Below are 25,203 nucleotides of genomic sequence, written 5' to 3' on the forward strand. Positions count from 1 at the left end.
GGGGCGGCGCCGGATCGCGGCGCCGGGAGGGTTACGGCACCAGCACGACCTTGCCCGTCGTGGCGCGCGTCTCCAGGGCCCGGTGGGCGGCCGCCGCCTCGGCGAGGGGGAAGCGCTGCACCCCCGGGACGAGACGGCCGGCCGCGGCCTCGGCCATGGAGCGCTCCTCCAGCGTGCGGATCGGGTCCGGCCCGCCGGCCTTCGCCAGCATCGGCGGGCCGAGCACGACCTGGGAGGTGATGCCGCGGGCCGTCAGCTCCTCCTCGCCGAACTCCAGCGGGCCGCCACCGCCGGTGAGCAGCCCGCCCGAGGACCAGCCGAAGACGAGGTGACGGCCGCCGGGCCCGAGCAGGTCCACGCCCGCGCGGCCGGGGTCCCCGCCCACGCCGTCGAACAGCACGGTCGCGGCCCGGCCGCCGAGGGCCGCGCGGACCTGCTCCGGCCAGTCCGGGGCCGTGTAGTCGACGGCGATGTCCGCGCCCAGCCCGCGCACCCGCGCCACCTTCTCGGGGCCGCCCGCCAGCCCGACGACCGTGGCGCCCGCGTGCCGCGCGTACTGCACCAGGAGCTGGCCGATCCCGCCCGCCGCCGAGGTGACGACCGCGACGTCGTCGGCGGTCAGATCGGCGAACTGCAGGATTCCCATCGCGGTCCTGCCGGTGCCGATCATGGCGACGGCCTGCGCCTCGTCCAGGTCCGCGGGCACCTCGTGGAGCTTTTCGGCGGCGACCACGGCCAGTTCGGCGTAGCCGCCGGGCACCATCCCGAGGTGGGCGACCACGCGCTTGCCGAGCCACGCCGGGTCGGTGCCCTCGCCCAGCGCCTCGACCGTGCCCGCGACCTCGCGGCCGGGGATGGTCGGCAGTTCCGGCGCGGAGTGCACGGCGGTGGTCTGGCCCGCGCGCAGGGCGGTGTCGAGCAGATGGACCCCGGCCGCGGCGACCGCGATCCGCACCTCGCCGGGGCCCGGCACCGGATCGTCGGTCTTCTCGTAGGTCAAATTCTCGGCGGGGCCGAAGGCGTGCAGGCGGATGGCGTACATGGGGCTCTCCCTGGGCTGGTCGGGCTTTCGTACGGTCACCCTCCAACCTCAACCAAACTTCAGGTCAAGGGGCGTTGAGCCCTGCCCGGACGTGACGGCGATCACCGGGCCGCGCCCGACACGGCGGCCGGGACGTCCCCGACCCGCCCGCCGAGCGCGAGCGTGGCCGCGGTGAGCGCGCTGTTGAACGACACCTCGCAGAGCACCCCCGGCGCGGCCACCTGGTCGCCCGCCAGGTACACCCCGTCGCCCCGGCGGACCGCCGGCCGGTCACGCCAGGTGGTGCCGGGCGCGTCCACCGCCCCCGTACGCCCGGCCGCCAGGGCCACCCGGCGGAAGACCGTACGCTCGCGCCAGCCCGGGAAGCCCAGGTCCAGCAGGTGTTCGGCGCGGGCGACGCCGGCGGCCCTGGGCTCGTCCGGGCCGATGGGCACCTGGCCCTGGAGCAGCTGCTCGCCGGGCGGGGTCAGCGAGGGGTCCTGGGCCGTGAACCGTTCGAGCCAGCCGGGGGAGTCGAGGTCGGAGACGGCGAACGCGTCGCCGCGCCGGGTGCGTACGGCCAGGTCGAGCAGGACCGTACGGCCGCTGTCCCAGGCGAGCGAGGCGTCGCCGAGGAGCGCGCTGGCGGCGGACAGCGAGGTCGCGACGATCACCGGGCCCCGGTCGGTGGGCAGCGCGTCCACGCGGGAGCCGGTCTCGAGCCGTACGCCGAGCTTCCAGGCGTGGTCGGCCATCCGCTCGACGACCGCGCCCCAGCCGCCGCGCACGTACCGGGCCTCCGGCGGCACCTTGGCGGAGCGCCGGAACCGCTCCTGGACGAAGGCGGCGGACAGCTGCCCCGGGGCGTGGTGGAAGGTGGCGACGCCGACGTAGTTGGCGGCAGCGCGGGCCCCGGCCGCGCCGGCGACGCTCGTCGCCCAGGTGGTGAAGTCGGCGTCGACCGGAGCGCGCTTGGCCATCAGCAGCCTGAGCATGGCGGCCGGCGGCACGCGGCGCAGCCGGCCGCCGCGGTGGAAGCGCAGCCGGGCCGCCTCCAGGGGCGGGAGGGGTGCGAGCGGGCCGAGCAGCCCGCGCTTCTTCAGCCATGACCAGTGCGGCCCGCCCGCGTAGAAGGCGTGCGGGCCTTCGTTGACGCTGTACGGGGCGGGGGCGGTGCGGGCGCGGCCGCCGAGCGAGTGGTGGGCCTCGTACAGGGTCACCACCGCTCCGGCCTCGGCTGCGGCGATGGCCGCGGTGAGGCCGGCCAGGCCGCCGCCGATGACGGTGATACCGCGCATGGGCAGTACTCCTTCCCGAACTGCGACCCGGGTCGGATCGCGCTTCACGGGTACGACGACGCGGCGGGGCGAGGTGTGACATCGGGCCGCTGTCAGTGGTGTGGGTCACGATGGGGTGAGGAAGAGAGTGGGCCCCGGCGGGCGGGTCACGGATGAGCGGACGGGACGGAGCGGGCATGGCGGGGCGCGGCAGGAGCGGGGCGGCGGGCGCGGTGCGGGCGGCGCGGCGGCCGGAGGTGGTTCTGCCCGAGCTGAGTCCTCACGAGGGCGGGGAGCTGGAGCCGGAGGGGGACTACGACGGACTGGACTTCTCCGACTTGGACTTCGCCGGGCAGCGGGCGGGTGGCGCCCGCTTCCTGGACTGCGGGTTCCGCCGCTGCGGGTTCGACGAGGCCAAGCTGTCCCGGGCCAGGTTCCTCGACTGTGTGCTGGAGGGCGTGCGGGGCGTGGGCGCCGATGTCTCGGAGGCGCGGCTGCGGGATGTGGAGCTGCTGGACGCCCGGCTGGGCGGGGTCCAGCTGCACGGGGCGGTGCTGGAGCGGGTGCTGGTCCGCGGCGGGAAGATCGACTATCTGAATCTGCGGACGGCCCGGCTCACGGACGTCGTCTTCGAGGGGTGTGTGCTCGCGGAGGCGGACTTCGGCGGGGCGGTGCTGGAGCGGGTGGAGTTCGTGGACTGCGCGCTGCGCGGGGCGGACTTCACCCAGGCGCGGATGACGGACGTGGATCTGCGCGCGGTCACGGAGCTGGACATCGCGCGCGGTGTGGAGCATCTGGCGGGCGCGGTGATCAGCCCGCCGCAGCTGCTCGACCTGGCCCCGGCGCTCGCGGCCCGGCTGGGCATACGGGTGGAGGAGGCGGTCCGGACCGGGGATCAGACGCGGGGGTAGCGGGCCTGCAGCTCCCACACCGCCGGGTTGTCGGCCAGCCCCTCGTGCATATCGGTGAGGTCCGCGATCAGATCGTGCAGGAAGTCGCGGGCCTCCCGGCGCAGCGCGGTGTGGTTGAAGGTGAGCGGCGGCTCCTCGGCCTCCGCCCAGTCGGCCGTGATGTCCACCCAGCCGAAGCGCCGTTCGAAGAGCATCCGGTCGGTCGACTCGGTGAAGTCCAGCTCGGCGTGGACGGGGCGCGCGGAGCGGCTGCCGAGCGGGTCGCGGTCGAGCCGTTCCACGATGTCGCACAGTGCCCAGGCGAAGTCGAGCACGGGCACCCATCCCCAGGCTGTGGACAGCTCGCGGTCCGCTTCCGTGTCGGCGAGGTAGACATCGCCGCAGAACAGGTCGTGGCGCAGGGTGTGTACATCCGCGGTGCGGTAGTCCGTCTGCGGGGGGTCGGGGAAGCGGCGGGAGAGGGAGTAGCCGAGGTCGATCACAGGGCCGATGGTGTCACGGCGGCCGCGGCCCGCGCCCCGCGCCGTCTCCTCCGGGCGGGACGGCGCGGGCGGACGGCGCGGGGCGCTGCGGGGCGCGGGCCGAGGGCGGGCGGCGTGGGCCGGAGGGGCGGGCGGCCCGGGGCGCGCTCAGTGGCCCCGGGCGATCCACTCCTCCAGGTGCGGGGCCTCGTCGCCGATGGTGGTCGGATCGCCGTGACCGGTGCGTACGACGGTCTCCGGCGGCAGCGACAGCAGCCGCTCCCGGATGGACTCGATGATCGTCGGGAAGGACGAGTACGAGCGTCCGGTCGCCCCGGGGCCGCCCTGGAAGAGCGTGTCCCCGGAGAAGACCGTGGTCAGCGCGGGGGCGTGGAGGCAGACCGCGCCCGGGGAGTGGCCGGGGGTGTGCAGCACCCGCAGCTCGGTGCCGGCGACGGTGAGGACATCCCCGTCGGCCAGCGCCCGGTCCGCCTTGCGGTCGGGGTGGCGCATCCGCCACAGCACCTCGTCGTCCGGGTGCAGCAGGATCGGCGCGCCGGTGCGGTCGGCGACCTCCGGGGCCGCGTCGATGTGGTCGTCGTGGCCGTGGGTGCACAGGATGCCGAGCAGCCGCCGCCCCCCGACCGCATCCAGGATCGCGTCCGCGTCATGGGCGGCGTCGATGACGTACACCTCGCTGTCGTCGCCGACCAGCCAGACGTTGTTGTCCACCTCCCAGGTGCCGCCGTCCAGGGAGAAGGTGCCGGAGGTGACCAGCCGGTCGATGCGCACGGGTGGCGGAGTCATCAGAGCGTCACCACCGAGCGCAGCACCTCGCCGCGGTGCATCTTCGCGAACGCCTCCTCGACATCGTCGAGCCCGATCGTCTCGCTGACAAACGCGTCGAGGTCGAGCCGCCCCTGCAGATACAGGTCGATCAGCATCGGGAAGTCGCGGGAGGGCAGGCAGTCCCCGTACCAGGAGGACTTGAGCGCGCCGCCGCGCCCGAAGACGTCCAGGAGCGGCAGCTCCAGCTTCATCTCCGGGGTGGGCACACCGACCAGCACCACGGTGCCGGCCAGGTCGCGGGCGTAGAAGGCCTGGCGGTAGGTCTCCGGCCGGCCGACCGCGTCGATCACGACATCGGCGCCGAAACCGCCGGTCAGCTCCTGGACGGCCGCGACGACGTCGGCCCGCGTGCCGTTGACGGTGTGGGTGGCGCCCAGGCCGCGGGCCGTCTCCAGCTTCCGGTCGTCCAGGTCCACCGCGATGATCTTCGAGGCTCCGGCCAGCCGGGCCCCGGCGATCGCCGCGCCGCCGACGCCGCCGCAGCCGATGACGGCGACCGAGTCGCCGCGCCCCACCGCGCCGGTGTTGATCGCGGCGCCGAGGCCCGCCATCACTCCGCAGCCCAGCAGCCCCGCCGCCGCGGGCGATGCGGCCGGGTCGACCTTGGTGCACTGCCCGGCCGCCACCAGGGTCTTCTCGGCGAACGCGCCGATGCCCAGGGCCGGGGACAGCTCGGTGCCGTCGGTGAGGGTCATTTTCTGCCGGGCGTTGTGGGTGTTGAAGCAGTACCAGGGGCGGCCGCGCAGACAGGCCCGGCACTGGCCGCACACCGCACGCCAGTTGAGGATCACGAAGTCGCCGGGGGCCACCTCGGTGACGCCCTCCCCGACCGACTCCACGACACCGGCCGCCTCGTGGCCGAGCAGGAAGGGGAACTCGTCGTTGATGCCGCCCTCCCGGTAGTGCAGGTCGGTGTGGCACACACCGCACGCCCGCACCTGCACCACCGCCTCGCCGGGCCCGGGGTCCGGCACCACGATCGTCTCGATCCTGACCTGCTCGCCTTTGCCCGGGGCGATGACACCGCGTACGTGTTGAGTCATGGCAGCAGCGTAAGTGGCGAGCAGCGGCGGGGACAGCAGCGCCGGCAGCGGCGGGGACGGGAAACGGGCCGCACCGGGTCGCGGTGCGGCCCGTTTCCGCCTGCGGGCCTATTCCATGATCACTTCACGTTGATCGCGGTCCAGGCGGCCGCGACGGCCTTGTACTCGGCGCTGCTCGCCCCGTACAGGTCGGTCGCCGCGCTGAGCGTGGCGGTGCGGGCCTGCGCGTACTTGGAGGTGGAGGTCAGGTACGTGGTCAGGGCCTTGTACCAGATCTTGATGGCCTTGTCCCGGCCGATGCCGGTGACCGTGGAGCCGTCGTACGTCGGGCTGTTGTAGCTCACGCCGTTGATGGTCTTCGCGCCGCTGCCCTCGGACAGCAGGTAGAAGAAGTGGTTGGCGGGCCCGGAGGAGTAGTGCACGTCGATGTTGCCGAGCGTCGAGGACCAGTAGTCCCGGGACGCCCCGTCCTTGCTGGGCTTGTCCTGGTAGCGCAGCGGGGTGCCGTCGCCGTTGATGTTGATCTTCTCGCCGATCAGGTAGTCACCGACGTCGGCGGAGTTGCCGGAGTAGAACTCGACGGCGGAGGCGAAGATGTCGGAGGTGGCCTCGTTGAGGCCGCCGGACTCGCCGCTGTAGTTCAGCTTGGCGGTGGCCGCGGTCACGCCGTGGGTCATCTCGTGGCCGGCCACGTCGAGCGAGGTGAGCGCGTTGGCGTTGCCGGAGCCGTCACCGTAGGTCATGCAGAAGCAGGAGTCCTGCCAGAAGGCGTTGACGTAGTTGTTGCCGTAGTGGACCCGGGAGTACGAGCCGACGCCGTTGTTCTTGATGCCGTTGCGGCCCAGCACCTCCTTGTAGAAGTCCCAGGTCTCCGCGGCGCCGTAGTGCGCGTCGACGCCGGCGGTCTGGCGGCCGCCGCCCCACACGTCGTCGGCGTCGGTGAACAGGGTGCCGGTGCCCGACGAGCCCTGGTTCAGGTCGTAGGTCTTGTGGTTGCCGCGGGTGCCGTCGGTGAGGCTGTAGGTGCTGCCGCTCTTGGTGGTGCCGAGCGTCACCGTGCCGCTGTACTTGCTGGTGCCGGTGCCGGTCTCGACGGCCTCCTCGCTGAACAGCTTCTTGCCGGTGGCCGCGTCGGTGATGATGTGCAGCTCGCTCGGGGTGCCGTCCTTCTGCACACCGGTGACGACGGTCTCCCAGGCCAGGACCGGCTTCCCGGTCGCCGCCCAGATGACCTTGCGCGGCGACTTGCCGGCCTTGTCGTCGGTGGTGGCCGCCTTGAGGGCGGCCTTCTTGGCGTCGGCGGACGGTACCTCCGCGGAGGTGGTCGGCACGGATATCGTGGCCGAGGTCGCCTTGGTCACGCTGCGCGCGCCACTGGTCTTCTCATGGACGACCAGGTCGCCGCCGAGGACCGGCAGCCCGGCGTACGTACGCTCGTAGCGGGTGTGCACGGTGCCGTCCGCGTCCTTGATGACGTCCCGCACCAGGAGCTTCTCCTGGGCCCCGAGCCCGAGGAACTCGGCCTGGGCGGAGGCGTCGGCCTGCGCGGCCTTGATCGCGGACGCGCGCTCCTGGGCGGAGAGCGGCAGCGCCGTCGCGCCGGCTTCACGGCTGCGCTCGGCCTGGGCGCTGGCCGGACCGGACTGTACGCCGATCACGACCATCGCGGCGGAGGCGACGAGGGCCGCGGTGCGGATGGTCTTCTTACGGGTGGCGGAAGCGAGGGATCTCACTCGGTCTCCTTGCCTTGGGGCCGCCGGGTCGCGGCCCTGTGTAGGGGGTGCGGGCGGCCGTGGGTGGGTCGCCCGGTGGTGCGAGGAGTGGTGCGTGAGTGGTACGTGCTTCGGTGGTGCCGGCACCTGGCGCGCAGCCGGCTCACGTCATCCGAGGTGGATCTGACGTGCATCTGACATGCGCGGTGACCGAGCAGAGATTGTCATCGAACGATCTGTTCGGACAGGTGTGAAACAAGAATTTGACTTTGCGTTGTCTATTCAGGGGCGATTCCGGTCAGCTTTCCGCCGCTCAACCGCGCCTGGAAGATGAGGGCTTGTCACCTTTCGCGCGGCCGCCCCCGGCCGCCCCATCGGCCCCGCCCTGGCTGGCCGCCCAGCTCGCGAGCACCGCCAGCTTCTCCGCGGCGGCCGAGCCCGGCACCGCCGTGTACGCGACCAGGAGCTGGTCCGGATCGCCGGGCAGCGCCAGGGTTTCGTATCCCAGCTCCAGATCGCCCACGACCGGATGGCGCATGCGCTTGACCCCGTGTGTCTTCTCCTTGACCGGGTGGTCGGCCCAGAGCCGGCGGAATGTCTCGTTCTTCATGGCCAGTTCACCGATCAGCGATGCCATCAACGGGTCGTCCGGGTGCCGTCCCGCGTCCAGCCGCAGATAGGCCACCGTCTCCGCGGCCACCGTGGCCCAGTCGGCGTAGAACTCCCGGGCCGCCGGGTCCAGGAACGTGTGCCGGGCGGCGTTGCGCTCACCCTCGGCCATCGCGGAGAAGCCCGACACCGCGTCCGCGAGGGCGTTCCACGCCAGGATGTCCATCCGCCGCCCCAGGACGAAGGCGGGCGTGCCCGTCATGGTGTCCATCAGGGTGCGCACCCCCGTACGCAGCGCCCGCCCGCCGCCCTCCCGCGCCGCCCCGCGGCCCCGGCCCAGGCTCCGCTTGGGTCTGGCCAGATCCCGCAGATGGCTGTGCTCGGCCTCGGTCAGCCGCAGCACCCGCGCGACGGCGTCGAGCACCGCGTCGGACACGTTCGAGCCGCGGCCCTGCTCCAGCCGGACGTAGTAGTCCACGCTGACCCCCGCCAGCTGGGCCACCTCCTCCCGGCGCAACCCCGGCACCCGCCGGCGCCCATGGGAGATCAGCCCCACCTCTTCGGGGCGTATACGGGCGCGGCGTGAGCGCAGGAAGTCACCGAGAGCGTCATCGTGCATGCCCTGAGGGTAGGCGAGCCCTCCGCGCCCAACCTGGTACTGGCAGACCCAGGAAAAGCATCACCCTGGGTACGGCGGCGCGGCGGCCGCAGTCTTGGGGACGTGCCGGGGGTTCCCGCACCACATGAACCACCGCGGGAACCGCTGCACGACACCACCGCACGACACCGCTGCACGACACATCAGGAGCACGCGAGATGAACCACGCAGACGCCGCCGCGAACACGACCGCGAACACGACCGCTGACACCGCCGCGAACACCGCCGCGAACACCGGCGACCTCGCCGGGCGCACCGCCGTCGTCACCGGGGCCGCCAGCGGTATGGGCGCGGCGACCGCACGGCTGCTCGCCGCCCGGGGCGCCCGGGTGGCGCTGTGGGCGCGGCGCGCCGACCGGCTGGAGGAGCTGGCCGGGGAGATCGCCGCCGAGGGCGGACAGGCCCTCGCGGTCCCGGTCGATGTGACCGACGAGGCCGCGGTCGCGGCCGGTGCCGCCCGGGTCCACGACGTCTTCGGCCCGGTGGACCTGGTGGTCAACGGCGCCGGGGTGATGCTGCCGAACCCGATCGACGCCGGCCGGACGGACGAGTGGACCCGCATGGTGGACACCAACCTCACCGGAGCGCTGCGCGTCGTGGGCGCCTTCACCCAGGACCTGCTCGCCGCGGCGGCGGACGGCAGGCCCGCCGACCTCGTCAACATCTCCTCCATCGGGGCGCATGTGCCGTTCCCCACCTACGCGGTGTACTCGGCGACGAAGGCCGCGCTCACCCAGCTCTCGGCCTCGCTGCGCACCGAACTCGGCCCGCGGAACGTGCGCGTCACCAACATCGAGCCGGGGCTGACCGAGAGCGAGCTCGGCAGCCACGTCGACAACGCGGCGGCGACCAGCCAGCTGGACGACATGTTCACTGCTCTCGGAGGGCTGTCCTCCGAGGACATCGCCGACCTGATCGCGTATGTCACCAGCCGCCCGGCGCATGTGAACCTGCGCCAGGTGATCGTGCTGCCCACGCGCCAGGCGTGACGTCCGCCGCCGGGCGCTCTACCCGGCGCCGTCCCCGCCAGGCACACCGCCCCCGCCCGGCGGGGCGAGCAGCCGGCGCAGCGCGGCCGACACCTCGTGGGCGAGCTCGGCGTTCACGGGTGCGTGCCGGCTCATCAGCCGGTACCACATCACCCCGAAGGCCAGGTCGACCGCGAGGTCGAGCGAGGTCGCGTCCTCGCTCAGCATTCCTTGCCGTACCGCCCGCTCCAGCACCTCGCGCAGCGCCCGGCGGCGCTGCGCCAGTAGCCCGGCCTGCAGCCGGTCGGCGAGCTCGGGGTCGCGCTGGGCCTCGGCCATCAGCCCGGCCACGGCCTGGCCGGTCAGCCGCGCGGTCATGGTGTACGCGGCGACGAGGAAGGTCTCCAGGTCGCGCAGCGGGTCGCCGGTGTCCGGGAGGAGGGTCGGGGCCTCGCGCTCGGTCAGGTCGCGCAAGGCCTCCAGCAGTACGGCCTCCTTCGTCGGCCACCAGCGGTAGACCGTCTGCCGCCCGACCCCGGCCGCCTCGGCGATCCCCTTGATGGTCAGCGGCTGGAAACCGTCGCGCTGGCACAGCTCCAGCGCCGCGGCCAGGACGGCCCGCCGCGCCTGCTCACTGCGCGGTCTGCCGCGCGCCGGGGTGCCCGTCATGGAACGCACTTTACAAGACACCGTGCCTCGAATTAAATTTAACGAGTCATCGTGTCTCGTAATAGGGCTGAGGAGAAGCAGGCAATGACGGAACGAATCGTGATCATCGGCGGTACGTCGGGCATCGGGCTGGCCGCGGCCGAGCGGCAGTTGGCCCAGGGCCGTGAGGTCGTGATCACCGGGCGGGACGCGGACCGCCTGGCGGCCGCCGTGGAGAAGCTGGGCGGGGCCGCCACCGGCCAGTCCGTGGACGCGCGCGACGAGGCGGCGATGCGTGCCTTCTTCGCCGGCCTCGGCAAGGTCGACCACGTCGTGATCACCGCCACCGGCGCCTCCGCGGGCGGCCCCTTCAAGGACCTGGCGGTCGACGAACTGCGCACGGCGGTCGAGGGCAAGCTCGTCGCCCAGACGGTCGCCGCGCAGGCGGCGCTCGATGTGCTCGCCCCCGAGGGCTCGCTGACCTTCATCACCGCGGGGTCGTCCGGCGCCTCGCTGCCCGGGACGGCGGGGCTGGCGGCGGTCAACGCCGCCGTCGAGGCGATGGTTCCGGTGCTGGCCGTGGAGCTCGCGCCGGTGCGGGTCAACGCGGTGTCCCCGGGGGTCATCGCCACCCCGTGGTGGGACTGGATGCCCGCCGAGGCGCGGCAGCAGGCCTTCGACACCTACGCCAAGGCCACTCCGGCCGGCCGCGTGGGCGCGGCGGAGGACATCGCCGACGCCATCGGCTATCTGATCGGCAACAGCTACACCACCGGCACGGTCCTGGCGGTCGACGGCGGCCTGCGGCTCAACGCGGCGGCGCTGTGACCCTGGTGCCCTGGGGGTTGGAGCGGGCCCCAACCCCTCGCCGCCGAACGCGCACAGGACGAGCTGCGCGCGGCGCCGCCACGCCGTCCTATGCCGTGTCCCGCCGCATCGTTCGCCACGTGACGACCACGCTCGCCGCGATCGCCAGCACGAGGGAGCCGACGATCACCCAGGCGACCGTGGACAGGTTCAGGTGCAAGCCGACGTCGGTGGAGGTCGCCTGGGACAGTCCGGACGCCATGCCGGCCAGCGGGCCCAGGGTCACCAGGACGCCGAGGGCCGCGCCGACGGTGGTGACGAGGGCGGTCTCGGCGACGGAGAACATCAGGAGCTGCCGCACCGTGCCGCCGGCCGACTTCATCACGGAGAAGTCGCGGCGCCGGCTGTGCGCGGCCATGGCCATGCTGTTGGCCACGGCGATGCCGCTGTAGCCGACGGCGATGACGATGAGCATGGTGGCGAGGCTGTCGGTCAGCTTCGCGTCGGTGTTGTAGTCGTCGAGCGCGTACCGCATCGCATCGTGGACGGCCGTGCCGGGGACGGCGGTGGCGGGCCGCGACGTGGCCGGGACGAAGATGTCGTCGGTGAGCGCGGCAGGGTCGTGCTCGCGCACCAGTGCGCGGGCCACGACGAAGTCGCCGCGGGCGGGGTCGTCCGCCAGGACCTGGGCGATGCGCAGCGTCACCGTGGTCCCGTCGGCGAAGCGCACCTTGTGCCGGTCACCGGCCGTCACGCCGAGGAAGGCCGCCATCCGCTCGCCGAGCACCGCCTGGCCCGGCTTGTCCCAGCGCGCGTCACGTGAGCCGAGCGCGTCGATGACGGTGAGATCGCCGTCCTTGTCGCGGACGAAGGCGCGGGTGGGCAGCGCGGCCTTGCCCGCGGGGTTGGCGGCGACCACTTCGTCGGTGTTGCCCGGTGTCCCGTCCGGCGTCACGATCGTCTGTCCCTCGAGCTTGACCGCGTCGCCCGCCGGGTACGCCACGCGCATGGTCTCCACCATGCCGCTGAGCAGGACGGCGAAGCCGACGGCGGCGATCACCGGGGCGGCGAGGGAGGCCGCCCGGCGCGCGCCTGCGCGCAGCTCCGCCCGCACGAGCAGTGGGGCGGCCGAGCGGGACCGCTCGAACGGCGAGGTGAGGGCCCGGCCGATGGGGCCGACGAGCACCGGTGCGAGCAGCGCCGCCGCCACGATGAGCACCATCGTCGCGCAGATCGCCATGCTGATACGGCTGTCGGCAGCGACCGAGGCTGTCGCGATGGCGAACGCCACGCCGGTGCCCAGCACGGTCAGGCCGCCGATCCAGCGCGCACGGCTCATGGCCTGGCTGTTCGCCCCGCTGTCGAGCAGCGCCTCGATCGGCGTGACCTTGGCAGCCATCCGGCCGGCTGACCAGGCCCCCAGGACGCTGACGCCGATACCGATGGCCGCGGCCGTGAACAGCGGCCACATCGCCACCCGCAGGGTGAGTTCCGGAGGCGTGACCTCGAGCCCCTTGAGGATGTCACGCAGCAGCGGCGCGGCGCCGATGCCGGCCAGGCAGCCGGCCAGCGAGCCCAGCAGGCCGATGACGCCCGCCTCGCCCAGGATCATCCGGCGCACCTGCTGGGGGGTCGCGCCGATCATTCGCAGCAGGCCGATCTCCCGCCGCCGCAGCCCGGTCGCCAGGGCGAGCATGGATGCGACGACGAAGACGGTGGTGAACAGGGTGAGGGTCGCCAGGGCGGTGATGAGCTGGGTGCCGAGGAACCGCTTGTGCTCCACGTACTCCGGCTGGAGCGCCGCGCGGCCGTCACCGGTGACCACGGCGCCCTGGTCGCCGACGACGTCGGCGGCCTTCTCCTTGACGGCGCCGACGGACGCGCCCTTGCCGGTGAGGATCGCGAGGGCGCCGACCCCGGGCTCCTGCCGCGCGGCGAAGTCGTCGGTGAAGTAGTAGCCCGGTCCGTCGACGGTGCCGACCACATGGAACCTGGCGCGGCCGGCGGTGATGTTCACCGTGAGGGTGCTGCCCTCGGACACTCCGAGCGACCGGTCCACCACGACCTCGTCGGCCGCGTCAGGCGCCCGTCCCGAGACGAGCTCGTACGGCGCGAGGCGCGCGCTCGACCAGCCGTGCCCCGCCTCCAGGGCGCCCTCGTCCGCCACCGGCCGCTCACCGCGGAAGGCCTGCGCGTAGAACGAGCGGTCCACGACCACGGAGGCCACGCCGGGCACCTCGCGCAGCCCCTCGATGAGCGGCTGTGCCTCGCTCTTGCTCCACGGCACCCGGTCCTTCGGGCTGCCGTCCTCATCGGCCGCCTGGTCGGGGATCGCGAGCATGGGGGCGCCCGCCAGCCGGGACTGGACCTTGGGGAGGGAGGAGTCGTAGATGATCAGGGTCGTGGTGATGAGCGCGACGCCGACCAGCACCGCGGCGAAGGCCGCCAGGAAACTGCTCCAGCGCTCACGGACGTTGGCGAAGACCAGCATCACGCCTCCAGACCGGCCATGTGGGCGGCGATCGAGGTGGCGTTGTGGCTGTCGGAGCCGCGGCTGAGGGTGATCCGGTCCGTGATGCGGCCGTCCTTGAGGAAGACGACCGCGTCGGCGACCGCCGCGGCCATGGGGTCGTGGGTGACCATGAGGGTGGTCTGGCCCTCCTGGTCGACCAGCATGCGCATCATGCGCAGCACCTCGCGCGAGGTGACGGTGTCCAGCGCCCCGGTGGGCTCGTCCGCGAACAGCACGTCCGGCCGGGTGACGAGCGCGCGGGCGAGCGCGACCCGCTGCTGCTGGCCGCCGGACAGCTCACTGGGGCGGTGTCCCGCCCGCTTTGACAGCCCGACCGCGGCGAGCGCCTCGGCGACCTGCCCGCGGTTGACCCGGCGCCCGGCGAAACGCGACGGCAGCTCGACGTTCTGCGCCGCGGTCAGTGATTCGACCAGGTTGAAGGACTGGAACACGAAGCCGATGTGGTGGCGTCGGAATTCGGTGCGCTGCCGCTCGTTCAGCCCGCCGATGTCGATACCGGCCACCATGACCCGGCCCTCGGTGGGCCGGTCCAGGCCGGCCGCACACTGCAGCAGCGTGGACTTCCCGGAGCCGGACGGCCCCATGATGGCCGTGAAGGTCTCACGGGGAAAGCCGATGGAAACGCCGTCCAGCGCGGTGACGGAGCGATCGCCGGCGCCGTGGACCTTGCGGACGGTGTGGAGCCGCACCGCATCGGATGCGGATGCCTGCCTGGTAGGGGTCATGGCGTCGATTTCATCGGGACGGTCCGTGCCACCGCACTGATGCGCGCTGTAGTCCGTAAGTAGAGCTAGCTCTACTCAGTTGAACAGCTGTCCGGGATAGCGTCGCCGCATGGATCCCAGAACGGCCTGGCAGGCCATGGCTCAGCGCCCGCTGAGCTTCTTGACCTCCACCTGGCCATGGCGCTCACTGGCCTACTTGGCGACCGGTGTCGTGGTCGGCGCGGCGGCCGTGGCGGTGTTCGTGACAGGGCTCGTGGCCGGGCTGGTCCTGCTGGTGGTCCTGGTCGGTGTGGCCCCGCTGGTCGGTGCTGTGCTGTCCTCGAACACCGTGGCGACGGTCGAGCGGCACCGGCTGCGCCTCGTCGACCTCGACGAGATGCCGAACCCGCACCGGCCTGCGAACGGAGCCGGCTTCCGCGCCTGGGTGTCGACCCGGCTGACCGAACAGGCCACCTGGCGTGAGCTGCTGTTCACGCTCATCTCCGCGGCGGCGCTGTGGTGGCTGGACCTGCTGGTGCTCGCCTTCTCCTTCGGTCTGCCCGTGCTCACATTCGAGGCGCTCGGGGACCGGAGCACCTGGCCGTGGGCGGTCTTCGGGACCATCGTGCTGCTGGCCTCGCCGTACACGGTGACGTCGTGGGCGGGGGCGCGCGCCGCGCTCACCCGGACCTTCCTCGCCCCGCGGGACGATGAACTCGGGGAGTCCCTGCGGGAGGTTCAGGCCTCGCGCGTGCGGCTCATCGACTCCTTCGACGCCGAGCGCGTACGCATCGAGCGCGATCTGCACGATGGCGCGCAGCAACGGCTGGTGTCGCTCGGGATGACGCTCGGTCTGATGCGCCTGGACATCCCCGAGGGATCTCCGCTGGCCGCCCAGCTGACCGCGGCCGAGGAGCAGCTTTCCGCTGCCCACCAGGAGTTGCGCGGTCTCATCCGGGGTCTCAACCCCCCGGTGCTCGCGGACCACGGCCTGGTCGCCGCTGTCCAGGACCACGCAAGCCGTTTCCCCGTCCCGGTCACCGTCGATCTTCAGTTGCCGGGAAGGCTTCCCCGGCAACTCGAGACCAATGTGTACTACCTGATCAACGAGGCCATGACGAACATCGCGCGGCACAGCGGCGCCAAGAGCGCCAAGATCCACGGCCGATACCATGCGGATGTGCTGGTTCTGGAGATCACGGACGATGGACACGGCGGAGCGGAGCCGAGCGCCGGCAGCGGCCTGACCGGTCTCGCGGACCGGCTCACCGCGTTGCGGGGCCGGATGCGTGTCTCCAGCCCGGCCGGGGGGCCGACCTTGCTCCATGTGGAGATTCCATGCCACTTCGCGTGATCGTGGCGGAGGACGCCGTCCTGTTGCGTGAAGGGCTGGTCAGCCTGTTGCAGCGGTTCGGCCACGAGACGCTTGCCGCGGTGGGCAGCGCGGACGCTCTCCTTGAGGCGGTCCACCACGACCGGCCCGATCTTGTGATCACGGACGTGCGGATGCCGCCGGGGGAAGGAGACGACGGACTGCGGGCGGCTGTGGCCCTGCGCGAGACGTACCCCAGGCTGCCCGTGCTGGTGCTCAGCCAGTACGTCGAGCGGTCGTATGCCGTACGGTTGCTCGATTCGTGCGGCGGCGCCGCGGTGGGCTATCTGTTGAAGGAACGCGTCGGTGCGGTCGCCGACTTCATGGCGGCGCTGGACCGGGTGGCCGGCGGCGGGACGGTGGTGGACCCTGAGGTGATCCATCAACTCGTCAGGCTCCGTCACGATCCTCTGGAGCGGCTGAGCGCTCGCGAGAAGGAAGTCCTGAGCCTCATGGCGGAGGGCCGGTCCAACGCGAACCTGGCGGCTCAGCTGTTCATCAGCGAAGCCGCCGTCAACAAGCACATCGGGAATATCTTCAACAAGCTTGATCTGCCAGTGGACACGGACGGGCATCGCCGGGTCCTGGCGGTGCTGGCGTTCCTCAGAGCGTGAGACCGGCCTCGCGCCGAGGGCCGCCCCTTTGACAGGGCGGCCCTTGGCGTTGCACGTCAAGTCCGTCAGACGTTGACGCCGAAGTCCTTGGCGATGCCCGACAGGCCCGCGGCGTAGCCCTGGCCGACGGCGCGGAACTTCCACTCCGCGCCGTGGCGGTAGAGCTCGCCGAAGACCATGGCGGTCTCGGTGGCCGCGTCCTCGCTGAGGTCGTAGCGGGCGATCTCGGTGCCGCCGGCCTGGTTGATGATGCGGATGAACGCGTTCCGCACCTGGCCGAAGTTCTGGCTGCGGGACTCGGCGTCGTAGATGGAGACCGGGAAGACGATCTTCTCGACGTCGGCGGGCAGGGCCGCGAGGTTGACGTTGATCTGCTCGTCGTCGCCCTCGCCCTGGCCGGTGAGGTTGTCACCGGTGTGGACGATGGACTGGTCCGGGGTGGCCTTGTTGTTGAAGAAGACGAAGTGCTGGTCCGAGTAGACCTTGCCGCTCGGGTTCACGGCGATGGCGCTCGCGTCCAGGTCGAAGTCGGTGCCGGTGGTGGTGCGGACGTCCCAGCCGAGGCCCACCGTGACGGCGGTCAGGCCCGGTGCCTCCTTGGTGAGCGAGACGTTGCCGCCCTTGGACAGGCTTACAGCCATGGGGAGTCCCTTTCGTGGTCGAGTCCTCGGGGCTTCGTACTCCGGACGAAGCTACCGTCACCCACCTCAACGCGGTCAGCCGCCCACCGGTTCCAGGTTCCTTTACCTTCTTTGCCAAGCCTTAGCGCCGAGTGGTGCGCGCTCGCACCGGCGCGGACAAAAGCAGGTGACGGTACCGCGGCGGCGCGGGATCATTGGGGGCATGTCCGGGCCCTATGTCATCCGTGGCTCGGTCTCCCTGCCGGAGGCCGAGCTCATATGGCGTTTCTCGAGGTCGTCCGGGCCGGGCGGGCAGCATGTCAACACCAGCGACAGCCAGGTCGAGCTGCGCTTCGACCTGGCCGCGACCGACGCGCTCCCGCCGGTGTGGAAGCAGCGCGCGCTGGAGCGGCTGGCGGGGCGGCTGGTCGCCGGGGTGGTGACCGTACGGGCCTCCGAGCACCGCTCGCAGTGGCGCAACCGCGAGACGGCGGCGGTCCGGCTCGCGTCGCTGCTGGCCGAGGCGACCGCGCCGCCGCCCAAGCCGCGCCGTCCGACCCGTATTCCACGCGGTATCAACGAACGGCGGCTGCGCGAGAAGAAGCAGCGCGGCGAGACCAAGCGCGGGCGGTCCGGGCGGGACTGGGGCTAGGCAGTGCCAGGGCTGGACTGGGGCCAGGCAGTGCCAGGGCTGGACTGGGCCAGGCGGGGTCCGGTCGGCTTACGGGAGGACGGAGCGGACCGCGTCCGGGGTGCGGCCCACCACCGCCGTGCCGTCGTCCGCCGTGATGATCGGCCGCTGGATCAGGATCGGGTGGGCGGCCAGTGCCTCGATCCACCGGGCGCGGGCGGACTCCTCGCGCGGCCAGTCGGCCAGGCCCAGCTCGGCAGCGACGGGCTCGCCGGTGCGGGTGATGTCCCAGGGCTCCAGGCCGAGGCGGCGCAGGACGTCCTCGATCTCCTGGGCGGTCGGCGGCGCTTCCAGATAGCGGCGCACGGTGTACTGGGCGCCCTCGGCGTCCAGCAGGGTCAGCGCGGAGCTGCACTTGGAGCAGGCGGGGTTGATCCAGATTTCCATGGGGCCGGACGCTACCCGAGCCGCGGGCGCCGTCCACAGGGAGCCGGTAGGGGCCCGCACCGGGCGCTGAGGGCGTCAGCCCAGCGTGCGGTAGCGGCTCCGGAAGTACATCAGCGGGCCGCCGTCCGCGCTCGGGGTCCCCACCGCCAGCACCCGGCCCACCACCAGCGTGTGGTCGCCCGCCGTCACCCGCTGCTCGGTACGGCTCTCGACGACCGCGAGCGCTCCGCCGACGAGGGGTGCGCCGCTGACCTCACCGCGCGTGTAGGGGATGTCCTCGAACAGCAGTCTGTCGCTGATGCGGCCCTTCATGGCGAATCGCCCCGCTATGTGGCGCTGGCTTTCCGACAGGACCGATACCGCCCAGAGGGGCTGTCGGGCCAGTAGGTCGTCCATCCGCGAGCCGTTGCGAACGCTCACCATCACAAGCGGCGGGTCAAGTGACACCGACATAAACGCGGTGGCCGTCATGCCGACGTCCTCGCCGCGCGGCCCCTCGTCCGGGTCGTGGGCGGTCACCAGTACCACGCCCGTGGAGAGTCGGGACAGGGCGGCGCGGAACTCGTCCTCACTCACCCCACCAGCATGGGGGATGGCGGGCTGCGCGGGGGCGGAACTCGATGGGTGCGGCACGTAATGAACGCTAACGCGGACCCGGCGGGCCCCGCATCGGGCCCCGGGACCAGACCGGTCCTAGGTCGCGGGCCGTACCCGCCGTACGCCGTGGGCGGCAGTCCACGGCCTTCGGATGAGTGGCCGAACGGTGTTTGAGGATTTGCATTCACAAAAAACAGGAGCGCTCCCACGCCTGTCTCCAAGGCTTGAACACTGTCTGTGACATGACTCACACCAGCCGGTAATTGTTGACCCTGTGTACCGAGTGGGCAGCTCGCTGTGATTCAGTGGCCATGGCAATCGGACGACAAGTCGGACGACAAGAAGGACGACAAGAAGCCAGAAGTTGCTGTCGAGGGTCTCGGGGGAGTAGAGAGCGATGGAGGCCGAGCCGGAGTCGTACATCCGCCTTGCGAACCTGCGGCTGTTGCACCAGGTGATCGCCGATCTGAACACCGCCCGCAGCTTCGCCGACACCGTGCAGACCGTGGCCGACGGGGTGGTCGCCGGGCTCGGCTACGAGTTCTCGGCCGTCAATCTGGTCCGCCCGGACGGCGATCTGGTCGTCGCGGCCGTCGGGGGCGACGCCGGGGCGGAGGCCCTGATGGCCGGCCGGGTCGGCTCGCGCGCCGCCTGGGAGCGCCGGCTGTCCATGGGCGACCGCTGGGGCGCCCTGCACTTCGTCCCGTACAGCGAGGGGTGGGTGCTCGACGGCGACGACATTCCGCAGTGGCACACCCCCGGGCCCGTGCCCGGCTTCCCCGACGCATGGCATCCCATGGACCGCCTGTTCGCCCCGATGTACACGGCGGGCGGCGCGGGCGGCGAGCTGATCGGCGTCATATCCGTCGACCGGCCGCGCAATGGCCGCCGCCCCGGCGCATGGGGGCGCGAGGCCCTGCAGATGTACGCCTTCCACGCCGCGACCGCGATCGGCAACGCCCGGCTGCGCGCCAACATGCAGCGCGCGCTGCTGCGCCTGGAACAGGAACAGCAGGCCCTGCGCGCCAGCGAGGAGAGCTTCCGGCAGGCCTTCGAGTACGCGCCGAGCGGCATGGCGATCGCCGAGATGGGCGGCGATCAGCACGGGCGGCTGCTGCGCGCCAACGACGCGCTGTGCCGGCTGCTGGGCCGCCCGGCCTCCGCGCTGCGCCGCTACTCCTTCTCCGACCTGGTCCACCGCGAGGACATCGGCACCCTGCTGCGCACCTCCGCCGAGGGCGGCCGCTCCGAGCTGCGGCTGGCCCGCCGGGACGGCAGCTACGTCTGGGTGAGCCTGCGCAACTCCGTGGTCGCCGACGCGGCCGACGGCCCGCGCTTCCTGCTCACCCACGTCGAGGACATCGAGGAGCGCAAACAGAACGAGCTGCAACTGGCCCACCGCGCCAGCCATGACTCGCTGACCGGCCTGCCCAACAGCGCCGAGCTGCGCGCCCGCCTCGGCAGCAGGCTGTGCGACAAGCCGCCGCGCCCCGGGGAGTCGGGGTCCGAGGCCGGCGTCGCCGGGGAGGGCGGGCTCTCCCTCGGCTACGACGAGTTCGAGGGGCCGGGGGTCTTCGGCGGACCGGGCGCGTTCGACCGGCCGGGCGGCTCCATCCCGTACGAGCCCCATGTGCACACCATCGCGCCGCGGGAGGACGACGACATCGACGACGGCCACAAGGGGCTGGCCGTTCTCTTCTGCGACCTGGACGGCTTCAAGTCCATCAACGACCGGTTCGGCCACCACGCGGGCGACGCCGTCCTCATCGAGGTCGCCCGCCGGCTGGCCGCCGGGGTGCGGGAGGGGGACACCGTGGCCCGGCTCGGCGGCGACGAGTTCGTGGTCCTCGCGGACGGCCTCGGCCGGGCCGACGCCAAGGACCTGGCCGTCCGGCTGCGCAACGCGATCACCCCGCCGATCCGGGTCGACGGCCGGGCCGTCCGGGTCGGGGCCAGCTTCGGTATCGGCTGGGCCAGTTGCGGAATGACGGCCGAGGAAGTGCTGCACTCGGCTGACCAGCGGATGTACATCGAGAAGCGGTCGCGTGCCAAGGACCGCCGCCGCGCCGGATGAGCCTCCACGGACGGGCGTCGCCCTCGGCACGGTAGGCTGCCCCGATGCGGCACTGCCGCCGAGGGTGAATCGATCATGAATATTGGCCATCCGGACAGTGCATGCCCTGTTGCGGCCTTCCCGGCCCTGATATGAGCTGTCATGGCGCATACGCACCTGAGCGCCGTTGGCCATATGCACAGGGGAGTGACGAGAGGGATGACGGCCGGCAACAACGGCTCGGACACGCCGGAGAATGACGACCCGTTCGCCTATCTGTACCGCTCGGACGGCGGCCAGAACGGCCAGGCGGACCAGTCGGGCTCCGCCCCCCGGGCCGGCGGCTACGGCTACCCGGGCCCGGCCGCCCCGCGCCAGCCAGGGGTCCCCCGCACCTCGTACAACCACGTCCGCGCGGTCGGCGAGCGCACCTACGGGCAGCAGCCCCAGCAGCAGTACCAGCAGCAGACCCAGCAGATCCCGAACCAGCAGACGTACGGCGGCCAGGGCCAGCAGCAGGGCTACGGGCAGCAGAACGCCCACTACGCCGCCCCCGAGACCCTGCCCGGCGGCGGCCCCCGCCAGCCGGCGCCCTCGCGCGGCGGCCGCGGCCGTGGCCCCAACAACAAGGGGCTGCTCATCGGCGCGCTCGCCGTCGTCGCCGTGGTCGTGGTCGGCATCGGCGTCGCGATGATCACGAACGGCGACGACAACAAGGACGACAAGGCCGACCCGACCAACGCGCCCACGGCGCCCGCGAGTGTCGAGCCCAGCAAGACCTCCGGGGCCTCCAAGGATCCGTCCGAGCTGCCCAGCGAGGACGCATGGGGCCTGCGCCTGGACGGCACCGCCGCCCCCGCGACGGACATTCCCGGCGCCAAGGCCGAGGGCGGTAAGTACGTCGGCGGGCTGAACGCCCCCGGCGCGTCCGTGACCTGGAACGTGGACGTCGCCAAGGCGGGCCAGTACCGGGTGTACGCGCGGTACAGCGTGCCCGCCGAGGACCAGTCGCTCTCGCTCACCGTCAACGGGGAGCGGTCGACCCGGCCGATGAACATGGAGGCCTTCGTCCCGGCGAAGAAGGGCGACTGGGAGAAGAGCTGGACGAGCACCTGGTCCCTCGTCAACCTCAACGAGGGAGCCAACACCGTCAAGGTGTCCTGTGAGGCCGGCGACAAGTGCGACGTCATCCTCGACCAGCTGTGGCTCACCGGTAAGAACGGCTGACGGCGCCGCCGTCCGGCGCGGGGCCCGGCGGCCGCTCAGGCCGCCGGGCCCTCGGTGACCTCGATCCGCCCCAGCAGCTCCTCGTAGGTGGCGCGGTCGAACTCGCCCGCCGCCGGGGCCCGTACCGCCGCCGCCGACAGGGCCACCGCGCGCGCCAGCCGCTGCGGCCACGGGACGCCCTCCACCAGGCCGGACAGCAGTCCGGCCACCGCGGAGTCCCCCGCCCCCGTCGGATTGCCCGCCAGGCGGCGCGGCGGGGCGGCCCGCCAGGTGCCCTCGGCGGTGACCGCGAGCATGCCGTCCGCGCCGAGCGAGGCGGCCACCGCGCGCGCCCCGCGCCGCCGGGCGTCGCGTGCGGCGCGCAGCGGCTCGGTGAAGCCGGTGAGCCCGGCGAGCTCATCGGCGTTCGGCTTGACGATGTCGGGGCGGGCGGCGACGCCGCGGCGCAGCGGTTCGCCGCTGGTGTCCAGCAGTGCGGGCACGCCCGCCGCGCGCGCCTCCCGGATGAGCCGTGCGTACGTCCCCACGGGGACGCCCGGCGGCAGGCTGCCGCACAGCGCGACCGCGGACGCCTCGCGCAGCAGCTCGGCGTACGCGCTCAGGAACGCGGCCCACTCGGGCGTGGTGACGATCGGGCCCGGCTCGTTGAGCTGGGTGGCGTCGCCCGAGCCGGCGTCGACGACGCCGACGGTGCGCCGGGTCGTACCGGCGATCGGCACCAGGGCGTCCGTCACCCCGCCGCCGAGCTCGGCGAGCCGTTCGCGCAGGACCGTCCCCGTCACGCCCCCGGCGAAGCCCGTGACGACGGTGCGGTGGCCGAGGGCGGCCAGCACCCGGGCGACGTTGAGGCCCTTGCCGCCGGGCCGCTCGGTGACCTCGGTGACGCGGTGGGTGGTGTGGGCGCGCAGCCGCGGCACCTGGTAGGTGATGTCCAGGGCGGTGTTGAGCGTGACCGTCAGGATCACCCTGGCATCCCCTTCTTCACGGTTCTTCCCGCGTGTGTGCGGCTGTGAAGGATCATGCCAAAACGGCGGCGGCGGGCCCAGCCCCCCACCGGGGCCGGCCCGCCCAACCGAGGTGTCGAATCAGCCCACTTCGGGATCGATCACCCACTCGCCCCGGCGCATCACGCCCACCACCGTGAAGTCCTCGCCCAGCACGACCAGATCGGCGTCCTTGCCCGCTTCCAGCGAGCCCACCCGGTCGTCGAGGCCCAGGACCCTCGCGGGGGTGGCGGACAGCGCCCGCACGGCCTCGGGCACGCTCAGCCCGTCGAGGGTCACGGCCCGGGCGAAGGCGCGGTCGAGGGTCAGGGTCGAGCCCGCGATCGAACCGGCCGTCGGGCCGCTGCTGATCCGCGCGACCCCGTCGGTGACCTCGACCTCCATCGGGCCCAGCGGATAGACCCCGTCGCTCATGCCGGCCGCGCCCATGGCGTCGGTGATGAAGGCGACCCGGTCGGCGCCCGCGCGGCTGAAGGCGAGGCGCAGCGCGGCGGGGTGCAGATGGGTGCCGTCGTTGATCAGCTCGACGGTGACCCGCTCGTCCTCCAGCAGGGCGGCCACCGGGCCCGGCTCGCGGTGCAGCAGCGGCGGCATCGCGTTGAACAGGTGGGTCGCCACGGTCGCGCCCGCCTCGACGGCCTCGAGCGCCGCCTCGTACGCCGCGTCGGTGTGGCCGACGGCCGCGATGACGCCGCTGTCGGCCAGCAGTCGTACGGAGTCCAGGCCGCCGGGGAGCTCGGGCGCCAGGGTCATCATCTTCGCGGTGCCGTGTGCGGCGTCGACCAGCTTGCGCACGTCGGCGGGGTCCGGGTGGCGCAGCAGCGACGGCTGGTGGGCGCCGCAGCGGTGCGGGGAGATGAAGGGGCCCTCGAAGTGCACGCCGGCCAGCTCGCCCTGCTCGACCAGTTCGGAGAGCGCCGCGGCCTGCCGGGCGAGGTCGTCGAGGCCGCCGGTGACGGTGGAGGCGAGCAGGGTGGTGGTGCCGTGGCGGCGGTGCGTATGGACGACGGTGAGGGCTTCCTCGGGGGTGCCGGCCGAGAAGGACGCGCCCCCGCCGCCGTGCACATGCATGTCGACGAAGCCGGGGACGATCCAGTGGCCGGTCAGATCGAGCGCGGTCTCGGCGCCGTGGCCGCCTTGCGCGCCGCCGGCCGCCGTCCCGCCGTCCGCCGTCGCGCCCGCGCCCGCCTCGACGATGTGCCGGCCCTCGACCGTCACCCGCCCGTCCTCGACGACACCGGTCGGCAGCGCCACGCGGGCGCCCGTGAGAACCGTTCGAGCCGTGGGAGCCGTTCGTCCGACCATCAGGCGCTTACCTCCGTGGCGAGTAGATCCCAGGCGAGCAGGCCCGCGCCCAGGCATCCGGCGGTGTCCCCGAGGGCCGCCGGGACGATAGAGGGCAGCTTCTGGAACGTGATCCGTTCCTCGACCGCCGTGCGCAGCGGCGCGAACAGGGTCTCCCCGGCCTCGGCCAGACCCCCGCCGACGATCAGCACCCCGGGGTCCAGCAGGGTGACCCCGGTGACCAGGCCGTCGGCGAGCGCGCCCACGGCCTCCTGCCACACCGCGACCGCCCGCGGATCGCCGGACTCGACGGCCTTGGCGCAGTCCGCGGCGTCGGCGTCCGGGTCGCCGCTCGCCCGCGCCCAGGCGCGGCCCACCGCGGCGGCGGAGGCCAGCGTCTCCAGACAGCCGTGCTGTCCGCATCCGCACGCCGGGCCGCCCGGCCGGACGACGATGTGGCCGATCTCGCCCGAGGAGCCGTTGGCCCCGGGGTCGACGCGTCCGTGGATGCCGATGGCCCCCGCGATGCCGGTGCCCACCGAGACGAACAGGAAGCGGTCGGCCCCTTCGCCCGCTCCTATCCGTCCTTCGGCCAGCCCGCCCATGCGTACGTCGTGGGCCAGCGCGACCGGTGTCCCGGCGAGCCGTTCGGCCAGCAGGGCGCGCAGCGGCACATCGCGCCAGCCGAGATTGGCGGCGAAGACGGCGATGCCGCGGTCCTCGTCGAGGACCCCGGGCACGCCGACCCCGGCCCCGGCGGCGGGGACGCCGTAGCGCCGCTCGCCGATGGCGCGCAGCTCGGCGGCGAAGTCGAGGATCGTGGCGACGACGGCTTCCGGTCCGCGCTCCCGGCCCGTGGGCCGTCTGTCCTCATGGAGGAGCGCGCCGTCCGCCCCCACGAGGGCGGCCTTCATGCCGGTGCCGCCCACATCGAGGGCGATGACGTGTTTCACGGGGACAGTCTCGCGCGATCCCCCGTAAGAGGTCTAGTCCACTCGCCGTTCGCGCGGTCGACTAGGCTCCGGTTGTCCGCGTAAAGATGAAGTTCGATACCGAAGCGATATCCGTATGGTGTAGACCCTGTGGAGGTATGCGGGGCAGACTCGCTCGACCCTCCTGGGACCAGCCAGGAGGACAGTCAATCCACGAGGGT

The 25,203-nt window shown here is 72.6% G+C and carries 24 protein-coding genes; 8 read left to right on the forward strand and 16 right to left on the reverse strand.

Annotated features, from left to right (window positions below):
• Positions 1-31: 31 nt before the first annotated feature.
• Together ACFZDL_RS17710 and ACFZDL_RS17715 are read right to left on the reverse strand one after the other, a co-directional pair.
• A complete protein-coding gene (locus ACFZDL_RS17710; RefSeq protein WP_353588697.1) occupies positions 32-1,042 on the reverse strand; it encodes a zinc-binding dehydrogenase in 1,011 nt (336 codons plus the stop codon).
• A gap of 101 nt (positions 1,043-1,143) precedes the next feature.
• The gene (locus tag ACFZDL_RS17715; RefSeq protein ID WP_353588695.1) at positions 1,144-2,319 is read right to left on the reverse strand and encodes an NAD(P)-binding protein; all 1,176 of its coding nucleotides are present in this window, start codon (positions 2,317-2,319) and stop codon (positions 1,144-1,146) included.
• Positions 2,320-2,471: 152 nt separating this feature from the next.
• Between ACFZDL_RS17715 and ACFZDL_RS17720 the strand changes: the two genes are divergently transcribed.
• Positions 2,472-3,209, forward strand: a complete 738-nt coding sequence (locus tag ACFZDL_RS17720) for a pentapeptide repeat-containing protein (RefSeq protein WP_353588693.1) — start codon at positions 2,472-2,474, stop codon at positions 3,207-3,209.
• Here the strand turns inward: ACFZDL_RS17720 and ACFZDL_RS17725 are convergent.
• From ACFZDL_RS17725 to ACFZDL_RS17745, 5 genes are all read right to left on the reverse strand, one after another.
• Positions 3,194-3,691 (reverse strand): hypothetical protein, encoded by a 498-nt coding sequence (locus ACFZDL_RS17725; protein ID WP_353588691.1) that lies wholly within the window; start codon positions 3,689-3,691, stop codon positions 3,194-3,196. The genes ACFZDL_RS17720 and ACFZDL_RS17725 overlap by 16 nt on opposite strands.
• Positions 3,692-3,838: 147 nt before the next feature.
• Positions 3,839-4,477 (reverse strand): MBL fold metallo-hydrolase, encoded by a 639-nt coding sequence (locus tag ACFZDL_RS17730; RefSeq protein ID WP_353588689.1) that lies wholly within the window; start codon positions 4,475-4,477, stop codon positions 3,839-3,841.
• Complete coding sequence (locus ACFZDL_RS17735; protein ID WP_353588687.1) at positions 4,477-5,562, reverse strand: S-(hydroxymethyl)mycothiol dehydrogenase; 1,086 nt, start codon at positions 5,560-5,562, stop codon at positions 4,477-4,479. Before ACFZDL_RS17735 ends, ACFZDL_RS17730 begins: the two co-directional genes overlap by 1 nt.
• A 119-nt stretch (positions 5,563-5,681) precedes the next feature.
• A complete protein-coding gene (locus tag ACFZDL_RS17740; RefSeq protein WP_353588685.1) occupies positions 5,682-7,295 on the reverse strand; it encodes a M4 family metallopeptidase in 1,614 nt (537 codons plus the stop codon).
• A 292-nt stretch (positions 7,296-7,587) separates the two neighbouring features.
• Positions 7,588-8,502: a helix-turn-helix transcriptional regulator gene (locus ACFZDL_RS17745; RefSeq protein WP_353588683.1), complete on the reverse strand. Its 915-nt coding sequence runs from the start codon at positions 8,500-8,502 to the stop codon at positions 7,588-7,590.
• Between the two features lie 323 nt (positions 8,503-8,825).
• On the opposite strand from ACFZDL_RS17745, the gene ACFZDL_RS17750 reads away from it, so the two are divergent.
• A complete protein-coding gene (locus ACFZDL_RS17750) occupies positions 8,826-9,530 on the forward strand; it encodes an SDR family oxidoreductase (RefSeq protein WP_353588966.1) in 705 nt (234 codons plus the stop codon).
• Positions 9,531-9,548: 18 nt separating this feature from the next.
• On the opposite strand, the gene ACFZDL_RS17755 is transcribed toward ACFZDL_RS17750, so the two are convergent.
• Entirely contained in the window at positions 9,549-10,178 is a 630-nt protein-coding gene (locus tag ACFZDL_RS17755) for a TetR/AcrR family transcriptional regulator (protein ID WP_353588681.1), read from the reverse strand.
• An 84-nt stretch (positions 10,179-10,262) separates the two neighbouring features.
• On the opposite strand from ACFZDL_RS17755, the gene ACFZDL_RS17760 reads away from it, so the two are divergent.
• Complete coding sequence (locus tag ACFZDL_RS17760) at positions 10,263-10,985, forward strand: SDR family oxidoreductase (RefSeq protein ID WP_353588679.1); 723 nt, start codon at positions 10,263-10,265, stop codon at positions 10,983-10,985.
• Positions 10,986-11,073: 88 nt separating this feature from the next.
• Here the strand turns inward: ACFZDL_RS17760 and ACFZDL_RS17765 are convergent, their stop codons facing one another.
• Both ACFZDL_RS17765 and ACFZDL_RS17770 read right to left on the reverse strand, forming a co-directional pair.
• Entirely contained in the window at positions 11,074-13,455 is a 2,382-nt protein-coding gene (locus ACFZDL_RS17765) for an ABC transporter permease (protein ID WP_353588677.1), read from the reverse strand.
• Complete coding sequence (locus ACFZDL_RS17770) at positions 13,455-14,222, reverse strand: ABC transporter ATP-binding protein (RefSeq protein ID WP_353588675.1); 768 nt, start codon at positions 14,220-14,222, stop codon at positions 13,455-13,457. Before ACFZDL_RS17770 ends, ACFZDL_RS17765 begins: the two co-directional genes overlap by 1 nt.
• Positions 14,223-14,331: 109 nt before the next feature.
• Between ACFZDL_RS17770 and ACFZDL_RS17775 the strand changes: the two genes are divergently transcribed.
• Together ACFZDL_RS17775 and ACFZDL_RS17780 are read left to right on the forward strand one after the other, a co-directional pair.
• Complete coding sequence (locus ACFZDL_RS17775; RefSeq protein ID WP_353588673.1) at positions 14,332-15,555, forward strand: sensor domain-containing protein; 1,224 nt, start codon at positions 14,332-14,334, stop codon at positions 15,553-15,555.
• On the forward strand, positions 15,540-16,187 hold the full coding sequence (locus ACFZDL_RS17780; protein WP_353588671.1) for a response regulator transcription factor: 648 nt from the start codon (positions 15,540-15,542) through the stop codon (positions 16,185-16,187). Before ACFZDL_RS17775 ends, ACFZDL_RS17780 begins: the two co-directional genes overlap by 16 nt.
• 65 nt (positions 16,188-16,252) lie before the next feature.
• On the opposite strand, the gene ACFZDL_RS17785 is transcribed toward ACFZDL_RS17780, so the two are convergent.
• A complete protein-coding gene (locus ACFZDL_RS17785) occupies positions 16,253-16,828 on the reverse strand; it encodes a TerD family protein (RefSeq protein ID WP_353588669.1) in 576 nt (191 codons plus the stop codon).
• Between the two features lie 202 nt (positions 16,829-17,030).
• Here ACFZDL_RS17785 and arfB point away from each other — a divergent pair, with 202 nt between their 5' ends.
• On the forward strand, positions 17,031-17,459 hold the full coding sequence (gene arfB / locus ACFZDL_RS17790; protein WP_353588667.1) for an alternative ribosome rescue aminoacyl-tRNA hydrolase ArfB: 429 nt from the start codon (positions 17,031-17,033) through the stop codon (positions 17,457-17,459).
• A gap of 69 nt (positions 17,460-17,528) precedes the next feature.
• Here arfB and ACFZDL_RS17795 read toward each other — a convergent pair whose 3' ends face one another.
• The gene (locus ACFZDL_RS17795) at positions 17,529-17,885 is read right to left on the reverse strand and encodes an arsenate reductase family protein (protein WP_353588666.1); all 357 of its coding nucleotides are present in this window, start codon (positions 17,883-17,885) and stop codon (positions 17,529-17,531) included.
• A 75-nt stretch (positions 17,886-17,960) separates the two neighbouring features.
• On the reverse strand, positions 17,961-18,461 hold the full coding sequence (locus tag ACFZDL_RS17800; protein ID WP_353588664.1) for a flavin reductase family protein: 501 nt from the start codon (positions 18,459-18,461) through the stop codon (positions 17,961-17,963).
• Between the two features lie 418 nt (positions 18,462-18,879).
• On the opposite strand from ACFZDL_RS17800, the gene cdgB reads away from it, so the two are divergent.
• Together cdgB and ACFZDL_RS17810 are read left to right on the forward strand one after the other, a co-directional pair.
• The gene (gene cdgB, locus ACFZDL_RS17805; protein ID WP_353588662.1) at positions 18,880-20,556 is read left to right on the forward strand and encodes a diguanylate cyclase CdgB; all 1,677 of its coding nucleotides are present in this window, start codon (positions 18,880-18,882) and stop codon (positions 20,554-20,556) included.
• Positions 20,557-20,754: 198 nt separating this feature from the next.
• Positions 20,755-21,762: a CBM35 domain-containing protein gene (locus ACFZDL_RS17810; RefSeq protein ID WP_353588660.1), complete on the forward strand. Its 1,008-nt coding sequence runs from the start codon at positions 20,755-20,757 to the stop codon at positions 21,760-21,762.
• A gap of 35 nt (positions 21,763-21,797) precedes the next feature.
• Here ACFZDL_RS17810 and ACFZDL_RS17815 read toward each other — a convergent pair whose 3' ends face one another.
• The 3 genes from ACFZDL_RS17815 to ACFZDL_RS17825 all read right to left on the reverse strand — a co-directional run bounded on the left by ACFZDL_RS17815 (position 21,798) and on the right by ACFZDL_RS17825 (position 25,003).
• Positions 21,798-22,727: a 1-phosphofructokinase family hexose kinase gene (locus ACFZDL_RS17815; RefSeq protein ID WP_353588658.1), complete on the reverse strand. Its 930-nt coding sequence runs from the start codon at positions 22,725-22,727 to the stop codon at positions 21,798-21,800.
• 120 nt (positions 22,728-22,847) lie between these two features.
• Positions 22,848-24,071, reverse strand: coding sequence for an N-acetylglucosamine-6-phosphate deacetylase (nagA, locus tag ACFZDL_RS17820; RefSeq protein ID WP_353588657.1), 1,224 nt, complete (start codon positions 24,069-24,071; stop codon positions 22,848-22,850).
• Positions 24,071-25,003: an ROK family protein gene (locus tag ACFZDL_RS17825; RefSeq protein ID WP_353588655.1), complete on the reverse strand. Its 933-nt coding sequence runs from the start codon at positions 25,001-25,003 to the stop codon at positions 24,071-24,073. The genes nagA and ACFZDL_RS17825 overlap by 1 nt, the downstream gene beginning before the upstream one ends.
• Between the last annotated feature and the right edge of the window lie 200 nt (positions 25,004-25,203).

The sequence above is a fragment of the Streptomyces sp. NPDC007917 genome (genome assembly GCF_042959105.1).
Lineage (GTDB): Bacteria > Actinomycetota > Actinomycetes > Streptomycetales > Streptomycetaceae > Streptomyces.